Source organism: Citrobacter sp. MGH104 (genome assembly GCF_001034485.1).
Classification (GTDB): Bacteria; Pseudomonadota; Gammaproteobacteria; order Enterobacterales; family Enterobacteriaceae; genus Citrobacter; species Citrobacter freundii.
In genome coordinates, this window is sequence record NZ_KQ089818.1 from 3,268,854 (window position 1) to 3,288,280 (window position 19,427).

The following is a 19,427-nucleotide window of genomic DNA, read 5'->3' on the forward strand; positions in this document are numbered from 1 at the left end:
CTGATGCGGGATCGCAATTTTGATGACATTGCAGAGAAGTTTTCCCGTAACATTTACGGCACCACTAAAGGTCAGCTTCGCCAGACGATCCTCTGGCAGGATCTGGACAAACTTCTTGCCGAATACGCGGGCCAGACATTGCGTGTGCTTGATGCGGGTGGCGGAGAAGGGCAGACAGCCATTCTGATGGCGCAGCGGGGCCATCACGTTACCTTGTGCGATCTTTCTGCTGAGATGGTGGCGCGAGCGCAACGGGCGGCAGAAGAGCAAGGTGTGAGCGACAACATGCATTTTATACATTGTGCCGCTCAGGACATCCCACAGCATTTGGATTCTCAGGTTGATCTGATATTGTTTCATGCTGTGCTGGAATGGGTGGCCGATCCACAAGCCGTCTTAAAAACATTGTGGTCGATGTTACGCCCGGGCGGTGCTTTATCGCTGATGTTCTACAATGCAAATGGCCTGTTGATGCGTAATGTGTTGGTCGGTAATTTCGGCTATGTACAGCAGGGAATGTATAAAAAGAAACGGCGCACGTTGTCTCCCGATTTCCCGCGCGACCCTCAGCAGGTCTATGGCTGGCTGGAGGAGATTGGCTGGGAGATAACCGGTAAAACGGGCGTGAGGGTGTTTCATGATTATCTGCGTGATAAACAAAAACAGCATGACTGTTTTGATGCTTTAACAGAAATAGAAACGCGCTATTGCCGCCAGGAACCGTATATCAGCCTTGGGCGCTATATTCATGTCACCGCGATTAAACGTCCGGCCCGAGCCGCAGATGCAAGGATAACCTATGAGTGAATTTTCCCAGACAGTCCCCGAACTGGTTGCCTGGGCCAGAAAAAATGACTTCTCCATCTCTCTGCCGGTAGACAGACTTTCGTTCCTGCTGGCGGTCGCCACATTGAACGGTGAGCGACTTGACGGTGAGATGAGTGAAGGTGAACTGGTGGATGCATTCCGCCATGTGAGTGATGCGTTTGAGCAAACCAGCGAAACCATCGGCGTCCGCGCCAACAACGCGATCAACGATATGGTGCGTCAACGTCTGCTGAACCGCTTTACCAGCGAGCAGGCTGAAGGCAACGCCATTTACCGTTTAACGCCGCTCGGGATTGGCATCACAGATTACTATATTCGTCAGCGCGAGTTCTCTACGCTGCGTCTTTCCATGCAACTGTCGATTGTTGCAGGCGAACTGAAGCGCGCGGCGGATGCGGCAGCGGAAGGTGGCGATGAGTTCCACTGGCACCGCAACGTCTATGCGCCATTGAAATACTCGGTGGCGGAGATTTTCGACAGTATCGATCTGACCCAGCGCATCATGGATGAACAGCAGCAGCAGGTAAAAGACGACATCGCACAGTTGCTAAACAAAGACTGGCGGGCGGCGATTTCCAGCTGTGAACTGTTGCTTTCTGAAACGTCTGGTACGCTGCGTGAATTGCAGGATACGCTGGAAGCGGCGGGGGATAAGCTGCAGGCTAACCTGTTACGCATCCAGGACGCCACAATGACGCATGATGATTTGCATTTTGTTGATCGGCTGGTGTTTGATTTACAAAGCAAGCTCGACCGCATTATTAGCTGGGGTCAGCAGTCCATTGACTTGTGGATCGGCTACGATCGTCATGTGCATAAATTTATCCGTACCGCGATCGATATGGATAAAAACCGCGTCTTCGCCCAACGTCTGCGTCAGTCCGTGCAGACTTACTTTGACGATCCGTGGGCGCTGACCTATGCCAACGCCGATCGTCTGTTGGATATGCGTGACGAGGAGATGGTGCTGCGTGACGAAGAGGTCACCGGTGAACTTCCGGAAGATCTGGAATATGAAGAATTTAACGAGATCCGTGAACAACTGGCGGCGATCATCGAAGAACAGCTGGCTATCTACAAATCCAGACAAACACCACTGGATCTCGGTTTGGTAGTGCGCGAGTATCTGGCGCAATACCCACGTGCGCGTCATTTCGACGTCGCGCGTATTGTTATCGATCAGGCGGTACGCCTTGGCGTAGCGCAAGCAGACTTCACCGGACTGCCAGCCAAATGGCAGCCGATTAATGATTACGGAGCCAAGGTACAGGCGCATGTCATTGACAAATATTGAACAAGTGATGCCGGTAAAGCTGGCGCAGGCGCTGGCGAATCCGTTATTTCCGGCGCTGGATAGTGCCTTACGTTCGGGCCGCCATATCGGTCTGGATGAACTGGATAATCATGCCTTCCTGATGGATTTTCAGGAATATTTTGAAGAGTTTTACAGCCGCTATAACGTGGAATTGATCCGTGCGCCGGAAGGGTTCTTTTACCTTCGTCCGCGTTCAACGACGCTCATTCCGCGTTCGGTCCTGTCTGAACTGGACATGATGGTGGGTAAAATTCTTTGCTATCTCTATCTCAGCCCGGAACGCCTGGCGAACGAAGGGATTTTTACCCAGCAAGAGCTGTATGACGAGCTGTTAACGCTGGCGGATGAAGCCAAACTGCTGAAGCTGGTGAACAACCGTTCAACCGGTTCTGACGTTGACCGCCAGAAGCTACAGGAAAAAGTGCGTTCTTCGCTCAACCGCTTGCGCCGCTTAGGCATGGTGTGGTTTCTGGGCCACGACAGCAGCAAATTCCGTATTACGGAATCTGTCTTCCGCTTTGGCGCGGATGTGCGTAGCGGTGACGATCCGCGTGAAGCACAGCGTCGCTTAATTCGTGATGGTGAAGCGATGGCGGTCGAGAACCGTCTGCAGCTCAACGATGAGCCCGAAGAGAATCAGCCGGACAGTGGAGAAGAAGAATAATGATTGAACGCGGTAAATTTCGCTCACTTACGCTGATTAACTGGAATGGTTTTTTTGCCCGTACGTTTGATCTCGATGAGCTGGTCACCACGCTGTCCGGTGGTAACGGTGCGGGTAAATCCACCACCATGGCGGCATTTGTTACGGCGCTCATTCCGGACTTAACCCTGCTGCATTTCCGTAACACCACCGAAGCTGGTGCAACCAGCGGTTCACGTGATAAAGGTCTGCACGGTAAGCTGAAAGCAGGGGTCTGTTACTCAATGCTCGACGTCCTCAACTCGCGTCATCAGCGCGTGGTCGTGGGTGTGCGTCTGCAACAGGTTGCGGGTCGTGATCGCAAAGTGGATATCAAACCGTTTGCCATTCAGGGGCTGCCGATGTCGGTACAGCCAACCCAACTGGTGACGGAAACGCTGAACGAACGCCAGGCGCGCGTACTGTCTCTACCTGAGCTGAAAGAGAAGCTTGATGAGATGGAAGGTGTGCAGTTTAAGCAGTTCAACTCAATAACCGATTATCATTCGCTGATGTTCGATCTGGGCATCATTGCCCGTCGTCTGCGCTCCGCGTCTGATCGTAGTAAATTCTACCGTCTGATTGAAGCCTCGCTGTACGGCGGGATCTCCAGCGCCATTACCCGTTCACTGCGTGACTACCTGCTGCCGGAAAACGGCGGCGTACGTAAAGCGTTCCAGGATATGGAAGCCGCGCTGCGTGAAAACCGCATGACGCTGGAAGCGATTCGCGTAACCCAGTCTGACCGCGACCTGTTTAAGCATTTGATCAGCGAAGCGACCAACTATGTGGCTGCGGATTATATGCGCCACGCCAACGAACGTCGTATCCATCTGGATAAAGCACTGGAATATCGTCGTGAACTGTATACCTCACGTAAGCAGCTGGCGGCAGAGCAGTACAAGCACGTGGATATGGCGCGTGAACTGGGCGAGCATAACGGCGCCGAAGGCGATCTGGAAGCCGATTATCAGGCCGCGAGCGATCACCTGAATCTGGTGCAAACCGCGCTGCGTCAGCAGGAAAAAATTGAACGCTACGAAGCGGATCTCGAAGAACTGCAGATCCGTCTTGAAGAACAAAATGAGGTGGTTGCGGAAGCCGTTGACCGCCAGGATGAAAACGAAGCCCGCGCGGAAGCCGCCGAACTGGAAGTGGATGAGCTGAAAAGCCAGCTTGCCGATTACCAGCAGGCGCTGGACGTCCAGCAGACGCGAGCCATCCAGTATACCCAGGCGATTCAGGCCCTAAATCGGGCGAAAGAGCTCTGCCACCTACCAGATCTGACAGCCGACAGCGCCGCAGAATGGCTGGAGACTTTCCAGGCCAAAGAGCAGGAAGCCACTGAAAAGCTGCTAACGCTTGAACAAAAAATGAGCGTGGCGCAAACCGCGCATAGCCAGTTCGAACAGGCTTATCAGCTGGTGGCGGCTATCAACGGCCCGCTGGCACGTAGTGAAGCCTGGAGCGTGGCGCGTGAACTGCTGCGCGAAGGCGTTGAACAGCGCCACCTGGCGGAACAGGTTCAGCCATTGCGTATGCGACTGAGCGAACTGGAGCAGCGTCTGCGCGAACAGCAGGATGCCGAGCGTCTGCTGGCCGAATTCTGCAAGCGTCAGGGTAAACAGTTTGATATCGATGAGCTGGAAGCGCTGCACCAGGAACTGGAAGCGCGCATCGCCGCCTTGTCGGACAGCGTCTCGTCTGCCAGCGAACAGCGTATGACGCTGCGTCAGGAACAGGAACAGCTACAATCCCGTATTCAGCATTTGATGAAGCGGGCACCTGTCTGGCTGGCTGCGCAAAATAGCCTGAATCAGCTTAGCGAGCAGTGTGGCGAAGAGTTTACCTCCAGCCAGGATGTGACCGAGTATCTGCAACAATTGCTGGAGCGCGAGCGTGAGGCCATTGTTGAGCGTGATGAAGTCGGTGCACGTAAAAATGCGGTTGATGAAGAGATTGAACGTTTAAGTCAGCCGGGCGGTGCGGAAGATCAGCGTCTGAACGCGCTGGCTGAACGCTTTGGCGGCGTGCTGCTGTCAGAAATTTATGATGACGTTAGCCTTGAAGATGCCCCGTACTTCTCTGCGCTGTACGGTCCTTCGCGCCATGCCATCGTGGTACCAGATCTATCACTAATTACCGAACAGCTTGAAGGGCTGACGGATTGCCCGGAAGATCTCTATTTCATCGAAGGGGATCCGCAGTCGTTTGATGATAGCGTCTTCAGCGTTGATGAACTGGAAAATGCGGTGGTGGTGAAAACCGCCGAGCGTCAATGGCGTTATTCCCGCTTCCCGAAGGTGCCTATTTTTGGTCGTGCAGCGCGTGAAAGCCGTATCGAAACCCTGCATGCCGAGCGTGAAGGGCTGTCTGAACGTTTCGCCACGCTCTCCTTTGATGTACAGAAAACCCAGCGTCTGCATCAGGCGTTCAGCCGCTTTATCGGCAGCCATCTGTCGGTGGCGTTTGAAGCCGATCCAGAAGCGGAAATTCGCCAACTGAATAGCCGTCGCGTTGAACTGGAACGTGCGCAGACCAATCATGAAAATGATAATCAGCAAAGCCGTATGCAGTTTGAACAGGCGAAAGAGGGCGTCTCCGCGCTGAACCGCCTGCTGCCGCGCTTGAATCTGCTGGCAGATGACACGCTGGCCGATCGCGTGGACGAAATTCGCGAGCGTCTGGATGAAGCTCAGGAAGCCGCGCGTTTTGTACAGCAACATGGTAATCAGTTGGCGAAACTGGAACCTATCGTTTCAGTTCTGCAAAATGACCCTGAGCAGTTTGAACAGCTGAAGGAAGACTATACGTATTCCCAGCAGATGCAGCGCGACGCACGTCAGCAGGCTTTTGCGCTGACTGAAGTCGTACAGCGTCGGGCGCACTTTAGTTATTCCGACTCAGCCGAAATGCTGAGCGGTAATAGCGATCTGAACGAAAAATTGCGTGAACGCCTGGAACAGGCGGAAGCCGAACGTACCCGCGCTCGTGAAGCGCTGCGTAGTCATGCTGCACAGTTAAGCCAGTACAACCAGGTCATGGCATCGCTAAAAAGCTCTTATGACACCAAAAAAGAGCTGCTTAATGATTTACAACGTGAACTGCAGGATATTGGCGTTCGTGCGGACAGCGGTGCCGAAGAGCGCGCGCGTATCCGTCGTGACGAACTGCATGCGCAGCTCAGCAACAACCGTGCACGCCGCAACCAACTTGAGAAAGCACTGACCTTCTGCGAAGCGGAGATGGAAAACCTGACCCGCAGACTGCGCAAGCTGGAACGTGATTATCATGAAATGCGTGAGCAGGTAGTCACCGCCAAAGCCGGCTGGTGTGCAGTCATGCGGATGGTGAAAGATAACGGTGTGGAACGTCGTCTGCACCGTCGCGAGTTGGCCTATCTTTCCGGTGACGAACTGCGTTCGATGTCGGATAAGGCGCTCGGTGCGCTACGTCTGGCGGTTGCGGATAACGAACACCTGCGCGATGTGTTGCGTATGTCTGAAGATCCAAAACGCCCAGAGCGCAAAATCCAGTTCTTCGTCGCGGTTTACCAGCATCTGCGTGAACGTATTCGCCAGGATATTATCCGTACCGACGATCCGGTTGAAGCCATCGAACAGATGGAGATTGAGCTGAGCCGTCTGACGGAAGAGCTAACCTCTCGTGAACAGAAACTGGCGATCAGCTCTCGCAGCGTGGCGAACATTATTCGTAAGACCATTCAGCGTGAACAGAACCGTATTCGCATGCTGAACCAGGGGCTGCAAAGTGTGTCGTTTGGCCAGGTTAACAGCGTTCGCCTGAATGTCAATGTGCGTGAAACGCATGCTACCTTGCTGGACGTACTTTCAGAGCAGCATGAACAGCATCAGGATCTGTTTAACAGCAATCGCCTGACCTTCTCAGAAGCGCTGGCGAAGCTGTATCAGCGTCTGAATCCGCAGATCGACATGGGGCAACGCACGCCGCAAACCATTGGTGAAGAGCTGCTGGACTATCGTAACTATCTGGAAATGGAAGTTGAGGTTAACCGTGGCTCTGACGGCTGGCTGCGTGCTGAATCTGGCGCGCTGTCAACGGGTGAAGCGATCGGGACCGGGATGTCTATTCTGGTGATGGTGGTGCAAAGCTGGGAAGATGAAGGTCGCAGATTGCGCGGGAAAGACATCTCTCCTTGCCGCCTGCTGTTCCTTGATGAAGCAGCACGACTCGATGCGCGATCTATTGCGACTCTGTTTGAGCTGTGTGAGCGTTTGCAGATGCAGCTGATTATCGCTGCGCCGGAAAACATCAGCCCAGAGAAAGGCACGACCTACAAACTGGTGCGTAAAGTCTTCCAGAACACCGAGCACGTTCATGTGGTGGGGCTGCGCGGATTTGCGCCTCAGTTACCGGAACCACTGCCGGGGACTGAAGATGCCTCCTCGCAGGCAAGCTAAATAGAAAGGCGGTCATTTGACCGCCTTTCTTCTTTTCCGAAAAGTCTCAATTGCAGGTGCAATTTCTTTTAACTTCTTTACATTATACCAGGTAAAACATTGGCGAAGTTTATATACTGAAGATAAGCCTGACGGGTATGCAGGCTTACTCGTCATACTTCAGTTGTATTGGCGTCTACAGGCGTTGCACACCCGATTTATGGTGCCTGGCTATAGAGTATGATAAAGAAAACAGGGGGCAAGGGATGTTGCTTAATAAAATGTGTGGTCGTCGGCTGTCGGCAATCAGTTTGTGCCTGGCCGTAACATTCGCTCCACTGTTCAATGCGCAGGCCGATGAGCCTGAAATGATCCCTGGCGATAGCTCTGCGAGCGTCAGTGAACAGCCAACAGCATTATCGCAGCCGCAGGTACAATCTTCCGCGACGGCTATTATGGCGGGGATTCAACCGTTACCGCAGGGCGTGTCAGTTGATCAAGCCCGCGCCGAATTACAATCTCAACTTCCAGCGGGCTTCACGCCAGTGTATATGAGCCAACTGGAATTGCTGTATGCCGCACGTGAAATGAAGCCGATGTGGGAAAATCGTGATGCGGTAAAGGCCTTTCAACAACAGTTGGCCGAGGTCGCGATTGCTGGCTTTCAGCCGCAGTTTACTACCTGGGTTGCACTTCTGACTGATCCGGCAGTAACCGGTCAGGCGAGAGACATTGTGCTCTCGGATGCGATGATGGGGTATCTGCACTTTATCGCTAATATCCCTGTCAAAGGTAATCGCTGGCTTTATAGCGATAAGCCCTATGCGCTGACGACGCCGCCGATTTCTGTCATCAACCAGTGGCAGGTCGCGCTGGATAACGGACAACTGACATCGTTCGTCGCCAGCCTGGCACCTCAGCATCCGCAGTACGCCGCAATGCATGAATCACTACTCAAGCTGGTGAGCGATACGCGGCCCTGGCCTCAGCTAACCGGTACCGCGACGCTGCGTCCGGGAGAGTGGAGTAATGACATTCCCGCGCTGCGTGAAATTTTGCGCCGTACGGGAATGCTGGAGTCCACCGTCAGTACATCTGCTAAAGAAGGACGTAGCGCTTACGATCGTGAACTTGTCGATGCGGTAAAACGTTTTCAGACGTGGCAAGGGCTTGGGGCTGATGGCGCGATAGGTCCTGCGACGCGTGACTGGCTGAACGTAACGCCTGCTCAGCGTGCTGGCGTGCTGGCGTTAAATATTCAGCGCTTGCGCCTTTTGCCGAGCGATCTGTCTACCGGCATCATGGTAAACATTCCTGCCTACTCGCTGGTTTATTATCAGAACGGCAATCAGGTGCTGGCCTCGCGCGTTATCGTCGGGCGCCCCGATCGTAAAACGCCGATGATGAGCAGCGCGCTGAATAACGTGGTCGTTAACCCGCCGTGGAACGTGCCGCCGACGCTGGCCCGAAAAGATATTCTGCCTAAATTGTGGAATGATCCGGGGTATCTTGAACGTCACGGCTATACCGTAATGCGCGGCTGGAACAGTAAAGAGACGATAGATCCGTGGCAGGTTGACTGGGCCACCATCACTGCGTCCAATCTGCCGTTCCGCTTTCAGCAGGCTCCGGGCGCACGTAACTCGCTCGGACGCTATAAATTCAATATGCCGAGTTCGGACGCTATTTATCTGCACGATACGCCGAACCACAATCTGTTCCAGAAAGATACGCGGGCGTTAAGTTCCGGCTGTGTGCGTGTGAATAAGGCATCTGAGCTGGCGAATATGCTGCTACAGGACGCGGGTTGGAATGATACCCGCATCTCGGATGCCCTGAAGCAAGGGGATACGCGGTACGTGAATATTCGCCAGAATATTCCGGTCAACCTCTACTATCTGACCGCATTTGTTGGCCCGGATGGTCGCACGCAGTATCGTACAGATATTTACAATTACGATCTGACAGCGCGATCCAGCGCACAAATTGTGTCAAAAGCCGAGCAATTAATCAGATAAATGAAGCAGTTCGAGGAAAATGATTGTCGTAAGTTATGCTGGAAACGGGGCAAAATGGCTGTGAGCCCCGTATTTCCTGGGGTTGGGAGCCTTGACGTGGACTACTTAGCCAGATAAGGTTTCCCGCGTGCGCTAGAGCATACATACGATAACATTGACCTTGTAGACCTTAATACCATGGACAAATTTGACGCTAATCGCCGCAAACTGCTGGCGCTTGGTGGTATTGCCCTCGGCGCTGCCATCCTGCCTACGCCTGCGTTTGCAACACTCTCTACCCCACGTCCGCGTATATTGACTCTGAATAACCTGCATACCGGTGAGTCAATAAAAGCAGAGTTTTTTGATGGCAGGGGCTATATTCAGGACGAATTAGCAAAACTTAATCACTTTTTCCGTGATTTTCGGGCCAATAAAGTGAAATCCATTGACCCCGGACTGTTTGATCAACTCTTCCGTCTGCAGGGCCTGCTGGGTACGCGTAAACCCGTACAGCTGATCTCCGGTTATCGTTCCGTCGATACCAATAATGAACTACGTGCGCGCAGTCGCGGTGTGGCCAAGAAAAGCTACCACACCAAAGGCCAGGCCATGGATTTCCATATTGAAGGCATCGCATTAAGTAATATTCGCAAAGCTGCGTTATCTATGCGCGCAGGTGGTGTAGGATACTACCCCAGCAGTAACTTTGTGCATATCGACACCGGCCCTGCACGGCACTGGTGATCCATAAGCTTAATGAAACAGGAGCTGTATGAACTATCGTATTATTCCGGTCACTGCATTCGCCCAGAACTGCTCGCTAATCTGGTGTGAGCAGACTCGTCTGGCCGCGTTGGTCGATCCCGGCGGCGATGCCGAGAAAATCAAACAGGAAGTGGATGCCAGCGGTCTGACGCTAATGCAGATCCTGCTTACTCACGGTCATCTTGATCATGTTGGGGTGGCAGCTGAACTGGCACAGCATTATGGTGTACCGGTTATTGGTCCGGAAAAAGAAGATGAGTTCTGGCTACAGGGGCTCCCTGCGCAGAGCCGCATGTTTGGCCTGGGCGATTGTGAGCCGCTGACGCCCGATCGCTGGCTGAACGAAGGTGATCGGGTCAGCGTTGGCAACGTGACGTTGCAGGTGTTGCATTGTCCGGGTCATACACCGGGACATGTGGTCTTCTTTGATGAGCAATCAAAGTTACTGATTTCGGGTGACGTGATTTTCAAAGGTGGCGTAGGGCGCAGCGATTTTCCGCGCGGAGATCACAGCCAACTGATCGATTCGATTAAACGTAAACTGTTGCCGCTGGGCGATGACGTGACGTTTATTCCGGGTCACGGCCCACTTTCTACGCTGGGTAACGAACGGCTTCATAACCCGTTCCTGCAGGACGAAATGCCTGTCTGGTAATACCGCAGATAAATAAAAAGGCCGCTATTGCGGCCTTTTTTGTACGCGATAGATTACAGTACTGCGACAATCGCTTCGCACAGCGGCGCCATGTTATCTGGCGTCATTCCAGCTACGTTTACACGTCCGGAAGCGACAGCGTAGACACCAAACTCTTCACGCAGACGCAGAACCTGCTCTTTTGTCAGGCCGCTGAATGAGAACATGCCGTTCTGTTTGATGATAAAGCTGAAGTCGCGGTTCGCACCTTTCTCCTGCAGCGTATTCACGAACAGTAAACGCATGCGCTGAATGCGTTGGCGCATATCGGTCAGTTCCTGTTCCCAGATGGCACGCAGCGCGTCATTGCTCAGAATCGTGGCAACTACGGATGCGCCGTGTGCTGGCGGGTTGGAATAGTTAGCGCGAATGGCTGATTTCATCTGACTAAACGCACGGTCGACGGTTTCAGCATCAGCAGCAACCAGCGTACAGGCACCTACGCGCTCATTGTACAGACCAAAGTTCTTGGAGTAGGAACTGGCAACGATCAGCTCTTTGTGCAGCGCGGCGAATGCGCGCAGACCTTCTGCATCTTCTTCCAGACCGCGGGCAAAGCCCTGGTATGCGAAGTCAAACAGCGGCAACCACCCTTTCTCGACAGAAAGCTGAGCCAGCGTTTGCCACTGCTCAAGCGTAGGATCGATACCGGTTGGGTTATGACAGCAGCCGTGGAACAGTACCACATCGCCAGACTGAGCTTCGCTGAGGCTTACCAGCAGCGCATCAAAGTCTAATGAGTGGTTCGCCGCATCGTAATAGTTGTATTCACGAACTTCCAGACCGGCAGAGTTAAAGACGCTCTTATGGTTCGGCCAGCTTGGGTTGCTCACCCATACGCGTTTAGCCGACGTATTTCTTGCGAGAAAATCAGCTGCCACGCGAAGTGCGCCAGTGCCACCAGGGGTCTGTGCTGTACGTGCGCGTTTATCGTTGATAAGCGAACTCGTTTTACCAAACAGTAATTCCTGAGTACAACGACCAAACTCTGGAATACCGTCAATGCCAAGATAGTTTTTGGTGGTTTCATTTTCCAGTATATATTGCTCGGCTTTTTTAACGCTGGTCAGCACCGGCGTTTTGCCTGTCTCATCTTTATATACACCGATCCCGAGGTTTATTTTTCCAGGGCGGTCATCGGCACGAAACAAATCAGCCAGACCCAAAATGGGGTCGGCAGGAGCGGCGGTAATGTTCTCAAACATGACGAGGTTCCATAGTGATTACAGAAGGGAAGTCCGCTATCAGGTTAACGGTAGATTTACAAAATGCCAACCGTTACTGACGAAAAGCTGAGGTGTTTTTTTAAGACGCAAGAATCCGCTGGCAGATATAAAAAAACAGGACCGAAGTCCTGTTTTTAAGGCATTTAACAAAGAGGTCTGCTATTAGAACTGGTAAACGATACCAACTGCAACGATGTCGTCAGAGTTCACGCCCAGTTTGTTGTCAGAATCGATTTGGTTAATCTTGTAGTCAACATAGGTGGACATGTTTTTGTTGAAGTAGTAGGTCGCACCTACTTCGAAGTAATCGACCAGATCCACATCACCGATACCTTCTACGTCTTTCGCTTTAGACTTGTTGTAGGAGAGGGACGGACGCAGGCCGAAATCGAACTGGTACTGAGCAACGACGAATACGTCTTCAGTTTTGTTCGCAAAACCGCTGTTACCAGCACCTGAGATGCGGGTCGCGTTACGGGTTTCACCGTAGTTCGCTGCCAGGTAGATGTTGTTAGCATCGTATTTCACGCCGGTCGCCCACTGCTCAGCTTTTTTACCGCCATTGCCGTAGAAAGAGTTTTCCTGCGCGTTGGTGCGGTCAGCTGCGCCGTAAGCACCCACGATACCGAAACCATCCATTTCGTAGCTTACAGAACCGCCAACGCCGTCGCCGTTAGAGCGACCGGTATTGCCATCACGTTCGTTTTTACCCAGATACTGGATACCGAAGTTCAGACCGTCAACCAGACCGAAGAAGTTGGAGTTACGGTAGGTTGCAACACCACCAACACGACCAACGAAGAAGTTGTCGCTGTATGCGGTATCACCACCAAATTCTGGCAGCATATCGGTGTAACCCAGAGCATCGTAAACGATACCGTAGTTACGACCGTAGTCGAAAGAACCCAGATCGGCATATTTCAGACCAGCAAATGCCAGACGGGTTTTGTTGCCGTTCTGAGCGTCACTGCCGCCTTCAGAGTTGTTACCGGCAAAGTTGTATTCCCACTGACCGTAACCGGACAGCTCGGAGTTAATCTGAGTTTCCCCTTTGAAACCAAGACGAGCATAAGTCTGATCGCCATCGTCAGCAGCGCTGTCAGAAAAATAATGCAGACCAACGGTTTTACCGTAGATATCCAGCTTGTTACCATCTTTGTTGTAAACTTCTGCAGCGTTAGCTGCCCCGGCTACCAGCAGAGCAGGGATAACCACTGCCAGAATATTGCGCTTCATCATTATTTATTACCCTCATCGGTTTTTATATGACACCTGCCACTGCCGCCAATAAATTCCGTCAATGAAAATTTACGGAACTATTGATGAGAGTTTGGTGTCTTTATGTGTCTGACAGGCATCTTTCCATTCAAACTACCGTTTCGCTACCGTCAAAGTGCTACAAATATAAAGATTTGGTTTCAAAAAGAAAAAATGTGTAACAAAATGTTATTTTTGTGCAACTTTGTGAACAGCGTCAAACTTCGGATACCCCTGAGCTGAAAATTCTCGTTTTTATTTCTATTTATATGATTTTCTTATATTTAATTTTGCTAAGGTTATTTTTTCTCCGTAATACCGGAAAGTTTGGATTTTACAGGTAACGATTTTTGGACGTCTGGAGTGCCGTGCGAAAGGCTAAAAAATGTACTATTTAATCAGAAAATGCTAATCCACAATAAAATTACTGGTTATTTTTTGTGCAAATGTATTGCGATGAAATATTACGTAACAGGTGGATGGGATTGAAAGGTTGTGTTTAACGTGAGATGGGTATCCAGATAACATGAAAAGGGTATAAAAAAGGCCAGCAATGCTGGCCTTTGAAACAATAACGCACGTTTAGAAGGTGGCGTTACGCGGAGTACGCGGGAACGGAATAACATCACGGACGTTTTGCACGCCGGTGACGTAAGCGATCAGACGCTCGAAGCCCAATCCGAAGCCGGAATGCGGAACGGTACCGTAGCGACGCAGGTCGCGATACCACCAGTAATCCTCTTTGTTCAGACCCATTTCCAGCATACGGGCATCCAGCACGTCCAGACGCTCTTCACGCTGAGAACCACCGATGATTTCGCCGATTCCAGGAGCCAGAACGTCCATTGCAGCAACGGTTTTACCGTCTTCGTTAAGGCGCATATAAAACGCTTTGATATCTTTCGGGTAGTTTTTCACCACCACCGGCGCTTTAAAGTGCTCTTCAGCAAGATAACGTTCATGCTCGGAAGACAGATCCACACCCCAGTAAACCGGGTTTTCAAACTGTTTGCCGCATTTTTCCAGAATGCTTACCGCGTCGGTGTAATCCACCTGCGCGAAGTCAGCATCAATGAAACGTTCCAGGCGTGAAATCGCGTCCTTGTCGACACGTTCAGCGAAGAATTTCATATCATCCGCACGCTCTGCCAGTACGGCTTTGAACGCGTATTTCAGCATCGCTTCAGCCAGGCCTGCAACATCGTTCAGGTCAGCGAACGCCACTTCTGGTTCCAGCATCCAGAACTCTGCCAGGTGACGACTGGTGTTAGAGTTTTCTGCACGGAAAGTCGGACCAAAGGTATAAATTTTGGACAGGGCGCAGGCGTAGGTTTCACCGTTCAACTGACCGGAAACGGTCAGGAAGGCTTCCTTACCAAAGAAGTCTTTGTCGAAATCGACTTTACCCTGATCGTTACGCGGCAGGTTTTCCAGATCCAGCGTAGAAACACGGAACATTTCACCGGCACCTTCCGTATCGGAAGCGGTGATCAGCGGAGTCGATACCCAAAAGAAACCCTGCTCGTGGAAGAAGCGATGCAGCGCTTGCGCCAGCGTATGACGTACGCGCGCTACCGCACCAATCATATTGGTGCGCGGACGCATATGCGCCACTTCACGCAGATACTCGATGCTGTGACGCTTAGCCGCCATTGGGTAGGTATCAGGATCTTCAACCCAGCCCGCGACTTCAACTTCAGTGGCCTGAATTTCAAAGCTCTGTCCTTGTCCAGGTGATGCAACGACTTTACCCGTTACGATAACTGAACAACCCGTCGTCAGGCGCAGTACGTCCTGATTGTAATTGGGCAGAGAATTATTGATGACGGCCTGTACAGGATCAAAGCAGGAACCGTCATAAACGGCGAGGAAGGAGATGCCAGCTTTTGAATCTCGGCGGGTACGCACCCATCCGCGCACGGTGACTTCGCTGTCAACGGCTACGCGGCCCTGGAGTACGTCGGCTACAGGCACAACGCTCATAATATTCTCTCTGTTAATAGTCGGATATATAAACACATGTCCACCCATAATGGGGGGGATACCTATGTTACCTGGCATCTGCAATCAGACAAGCAGAATTCGTAGCTGGAGTGAAAGATTTCGGAAATAAACGCGAATAAGGGAGCCCAAATGGCTCCCTGGAAGGATTAACTGGCTTTTTTAATATGCGGGAGATCGAAGGCTTTGCGCAGTGCACGAACAAATGCTTTATCGTGGCAGATGGTTTTACCCGGGCTGTCAGATAACTTCGCCACTGGTTTGCCGTTACATTCCACCAGCTTAATTACGATATTAAGCGGCTTAACCTGTGGAATGTCGCATGTTAGCCGTGTCCCAATACCAAAACTCAACTGTACGCGGGAAGAGAAGTGGCGGTAGAGTTCAATCGCTTTTTTCAGATCGAGGTTATCTGAAAAGACCAGCGTTTTGCTCAGCGGATCAATACCCAGTTTTTCATAATGGGCGATGGCTTTTTCACCCCATTCCACCGGATCGCCTGAGTCATGGCGTAATCCCTGGTAGCGGGTCGCAAACTCAACGCCAAAGTCGCGTAAAAATGCGTCCATGGTGATGCAATCGGTCAATGCAATGCCGAGTTGATCAGGATACTCATTTAACCAAGCGGCCAGGGCAACACGTTGGCTGGTGGCAAGTTCAGGACTGATTTGCTGATGAGCCTGGAACCACTCATGCGCCTGCGTACCCATTGGGGTTAATGACAGACGGCGGGCCAGATCGTAGTTACTGGTGCCGACAAACCAGGGCTCTTGCTGCAGGCGTTTAACGATAGCCTGCTGTACTTCGCGCGAAAAACGACGACGCGTACCGAAATCCATCAAATGGAAGCGGGACATATCGACATCTTTCGTTAAAGCAGAGAATTCTACTAGTTTGCTTTCCAGCTCATCGAGTGCCTGCGGGACGCCTGATTCAGGTGAGCGGTAACGGTGTACCAGTTCGCTAATCACCGCTAACAGCGGGACTTCCCACATGATCACTTCACGCCACGGACCGGTTAAGCGGATGTTTAGCTTACCGTTATCATTGGTGACGCAAACCTGTTCCGGGTTATAGCGGAAATCACGTAACCAGGTGAGGTAATCAGCTTTAAAGAAAGGCAGGCCGGAGAGCCACTGGTACTCATCCTCCTGCAGTCGCAGGTGCTGCATAGCATTCACCTGCTCACGAATAGAATCGGCATAAATACCGAGCAGGTCATCGCCACGGCAACGAAATTCAGCCGCTACTTGTACGTCATAGTAGTGGTGAAAAACGGCTTGCTGCATATGCAACTTATAAGCGTCTGTATCCAGCAGCGAGTGCAGAACAGGAGAAGCGAATTGTGTCATAGGTGCGCAGTAGCATCCTCTCACGGGAGCGTTTAGTACAATAAACAACTAAGAAAACCGCTGGAGTATACCCTGTTTAGCGATTTATTGAACCCCGATCACACCATAAGCTCTCTTTCTGGTCGAGGGCAATTCGTGCCACGTGTTATAAAAATGTAGCAAAAAGGGTGTTTGTGCCTGAAAAGATGAACATTCTGCGTAGCGCGATTTACGCAACAGGAATAGACTGAAGCCGAGACTCTATTAAAGATGCTAAAGGTTTTTTTATGACACAACAGCCACAAGCCAAATACCGTCACGACTATCGTGCGCCGGATTACCAGATTACTGATATTGATTTGACCTTTGACCTGGATGCTGAAAAAACCGTGGTCACCGCAGTGAGCCAGGCTGTCCGTCATGGCGCGTCCGACGCGCCCCTGCGCCTGAATGGCGAAGATCTGACCCTGGTGTCGATCCACGTAAACGACGAGCTGTGGACAGAGTATAAAGAAGAAGAGGGCGCTCTGGTCATCAATCAACTGCCGGAACGTTTTACGCTGCGTATCGTGAATGAAATTAGCCCAGCGGCGAATACCGCGCTGGAAGGGCTGTACAAGTCAGGCGATGCGCTGTGTACTCAGTGCGAAGCAGAAGGTTTCCGCCATATTACCTGGTATCTTGATCGCCCGGACGTGCTGGCGCGTTTTACTACCAAAATAATCGCCGATAAAACGCAATATCCGTTCCTGCTCTCCAACGGTAACCGCGTGGCGCAGGGTGAACTGGAAAATGGTCGTCACTGGGTACAGTGGCAGGATCCATTCCCGAAACCGTGCTATTTATTTGCGCTGGTAGCCGGTGATTTTGACGTCCTGCGCGATACTTTTACTACCCGCTCAGGGCGTGAAGTGGCACTGGAACTGTACGTCGATCGCGGTAACCTGGACCGCGCGCCATGGGCGATGACCTCGCTGAAAAACTCCATGAAATGGGATGAAGAGCGCTTTGGCCTCGAGTATGACCTCGACATCTATATGATTGTCGCTGTGGATTTCTTCAACATGGGCGCGATGGAGAATAAAGGTCTGAACATCTTTAACTCCAAATACGTGCTGGCGCGTACCGATACCGCCACCGACAAAGATTACCTCGATATTGAGCGCGTTATCGGTCACGAATATTTCCATAACTGGACCGGCAACCGCGTGACCTGTCGCGACTGGTTCCAGCTGAGCCTGAAAGAGGGTTTAACTGTGTTCCGCGATCAGGAGTTCAGTTCCGATCTCGGCTCACGTGCGGTAAACCGCATCAGCAATGTGCGTACCATGCGCGGCCTGCAGTTTGCTGAGGACGCCAGCCCGATGGCGCATCCTATCCGCCCGGATATGGTCATCGAAATGAACAACTTCTATACCCTGACCGTGTACGAGAAGGGTGCGGAAGTGATTCGTATGATCCACACCCTGTTGGGTGAGGCTAACTTCCAGAAAGGGATGCAACTGTACTTTGAGCGTCACGACGGTAGCGCTGCAACCTGTGATGATTTTGTGCAGGCGATGGAAGATGCGTCTAACGTTGATCTCTCCCATTTCCGCCGCTGGTACAGTCAGTCCGGTACGCCGATTCTGACCGTGCGTGATGACTATAACCCATCAACTGAACAGTACACGCTGACCATTAGCCAGCGCACGCCGGCCACGCCGGATCAGGCTGAAAAACAACCGCTGCATATTCCATTCGCTCTCGAGTTGTATGACAACGAAGGGAAAGTGATCCCGCTACAAAAAGGCGGGCACCCGGTGAATTCCGTACTCAACGTCACCCAGGCAGAGCAGACGTTTGTCTTTGATAACGTCTACTTCCAGCCGGTTCCGGCGCTGCTGTGCGAATTCTCCGCGCCGGTAAAACTGGAATATAAATGGAGCGATCAGCAACTGACTTTCCTGATGCGTCACGCGCGTAATGATTTCTCTCGTTGGGACGCGGCGCAAAGCCTGCTGGCGACCTACATTAAGCTCAACGTTGCCCGCCATCAGCAGGGACAGCCGCTGTCGCTGCCGGTACACGTGGCCGATGCATTCCGCGCAGTTTTGCTGGATGAGAAAATCGATCCGGCGCTGGCGGCAGAGATCCTGACGCTGCCTTCAGTAAATGAAATTGCCGAACTGTTCGACATCATTGATCCGGTGGCGATAACCGAAGTACGCGAAGCGTTAACCCGCACGTTGGCGGCCGAGCTGGCGGATGAATTCCTCGCCATCTATAACGCTAATCATCTTGATGAGTACCGCGTTGAGCATGCCGATATTGGCAAGCGTACGCTGCGTAACGCCTGCCTGCGATTCCTGGCCTTTGGCGAAACCCATCTGGCTGACACGCTGGTAAGCAAGCAGTACCGTGAAGCGAACAATATGACCGATGCGCTGGCGGCGCTATCCGCGGCAGTCGCTGCGCAGCTTCCTTGTCGTGACGCGTTGATGCAGGAGTATGACAATAAGTGGCACCATGACGGTCTGGTGATGGATAAATGGTTTATCCTGCAATCCACCAGCCCGGCTAGAAACGTACTGGAAACGGTACGCGGCCTGTTGAAGCATCGCTCTTTTAGCATGAGTAACCCAAACCGCATCCGTTCTCTGATCGGTGCCTTCGCGGGCAGCAACCCGGCAGCATTCCATGCGGAAGATGGTAGCGGTTATCAGTTCCTGGTTGACATGCTGACTGAGCTCAACAGCCGTAACCCGCAGGTGGCGTCACGCCTGATTGAGCCGCTGATTCGCTTAAAACGTTATGATGCAAAACGTCAGGCGAAGATGCGTGCGGCGCTGGAACAGCTGAAAGGTCTGGAGAATCTGTCAGGCGATCTGTTCGAAAAGATCTCTAAAGCGTTAGCCTGATAATATT

12 protein-coding genes are annotated in these 19,427 nt (G+C 52.0%); 8 read left to right on the forward strand and 4 right to left on the reverse strand.

Going from position 1 to position 19,427, the window contains the following annotated elements; genetic code table 11:
• Positions 1–3 precede the first annotated feature (3 nt).
• The 7 genes from cmoM to SK34_RS15360 all read left to right on the forward strand — a co-directional run bounded on the left by cmoM (position 4) and on the right by SK34_RS15360 (position 10,666).
• Positions 4–807: a tRNA uridine 5-oxyacetic acid(34) methyltransferase CmoM gene (gene cmoM, locus SK34_RS15330; protein ID WP_003846990.1), complete on the forward strand. Its 804-nt coding sequence runs from the start codon at positions 4–6 to the stop codon at positions 805–807.
• Positions 800–2,122: a chromosome partition protein MukF gene (mukF, locus tag SK34_RS15335; RefSeq protein WP_003836877.1), complete on the forward strand. Its 1,323-nt coding sequence runs from the start codon at positions 800–802 to the stop codon at positions 2,120–2,122. Before cmoM ends, mukF begins: the two co-directional genes overlap by 8 nt.
• Positions 2,103–2,807: a chromosome partition protein MukE gene (gene mukE, locus SK34_RS15340; RefSeq protein WP_003035809.1), complete on the forward strand. Its 705-nt coding sequence runs from the start codon at positions 2,103–2,105 to the stop codon at positions 2,805–2,807. The genes mukF and mukE overlap by 20 nt, the downstream gene beginning before the upstream one ends.
• Positions 2,807–7,267: a chromosome partition protein MukB gene (mukB, locus tag SK34_RS15345; RefSeq protein WP_048233395.1), complete on the forward strand. Its 4,461-nt coding sequence runs from the start codon at positions 2,807–2,809 to the stop codon at positions 7,265–7,267. The genes mukE and mukB overlap by 1 nt, the downstream gene beginning before the upstream one ends.
• 245 nt (positions 7,268–7,512) lie before the next feature.
• Positions 7,513–9,264: a L,D-transpeptidase gene (gene ldtD, locus SK34_RS15350; protein WP_048233397.1), complete on the forward strand. Its 1,752-nt coding sequence runs from the start codon at positions 7,513–7,515 to the stop codon at positions 9,262–9,264.
• A 177-nt stretch (positions 9,265–9,441) separates the two neighbouring features.
• Positions 9,442–9,990 carry a peptidoglycan L,D-endopeptidase MepK gene (locus SK34_RS15355; protein ID WP_003035820.1) on the forward strand — a complete coding sequence of 183 codons (549 nt, stop codon included), beginning with the start codon at positions 9,442–9,444 and terminating at the stop codon, positions 9,988–9,990.
• Between the two features lie 28 nt (positions 9,991–10,018).
• The gene (locus tag SK34_RS15360) at positions 10,019–10,666 is read left to right on the forward strand and encodes an MBL fold metallo-hydrolase (protein ID WP_048233399.1); all 648 of its coding nucleotides are present in this window, start codon (positions 10,019–10,021) and stop codon (positions 10,664–10,666) included.
• A gap of 53 nt (positions 10,667–10,719) precedes the next feature.
• Here the strand turns inward: SK34_RS15360 and aspC are convergent, their stop codons facing one another.
• The 4 genes from aspC to pncB all read right to left on the reverse strand — a co-directional run bounded on the left by aspC (position 10,720) and on the right by pncB (position 16,541).
• The gene (gene aspC, locus SK34_RS15365) at positions 10,720–11,910 is read right to left on the reverse strand and encodes an aspartate transaminase (protein ID WP_048233401.1); all 1,191 of its coding nucleotides are present in this window, start codon (positions 11,908–11,910) and stop codon (positions 10,720–10,722) included.
• 183 nt (positions 11,911–12,093) lie between these two features.
• The gene (gene ompF, locus SK34_RS15370; protein WP_016149871.1) at positions 12,094–13,170 is read right to left on the reverse strand and encodes a porin OmpF; all 1,077 of its coding nucleotides are present in this window, start codon (positions 13,168–13,170) and stop codon (positions 12,094–12,096) included.
• A 600-nt stretch (positions 13,171–13,770) separates the two neighbouring features.
• Complete coding sequence (asnS, locus tag SK34_RS15375) at positions 13,771–15,171, reverse strand: asparagine--tRNA ligase (RefSeq protein WP_003035832.1); 1,401 nt, start codon at positions 15,169–15,171, stop codon at positions 13,771–13,773.
• Positions 15,172–15,338: 167 nt separating this feature from the next.
• Positions 15,339–16,541 carry a nicotinate phosphoribosyltransferase gene (pncB, locus tag SK34_RS15380; RefSeq protein ID WP_003836860.1) on the reverse strand — a complete coding sequence of 401 codons (1,203 nt, stop codon included), beginning with the start codon at positions 16,539–16,541 and terminating at the stop codon, positions 15,339–15,341.
• Positions 16,542–16,807: 266 nt separating this feature from the next.
• Between pncB and pepN the strand changes: the two genes are divergently transcribed.
• A complete protein-coding gene (gene pepN, locus SK34_RS15385) occupies positions 16,808–19,420 on the forward strand; it encodes an aminopeptidase N (RefSeq protein WP_048233402.1) in 2,613 nt (870 codons plus the stop codon).
• Positions 19,421–19,427: the final 7 nt, after the last annotated feature.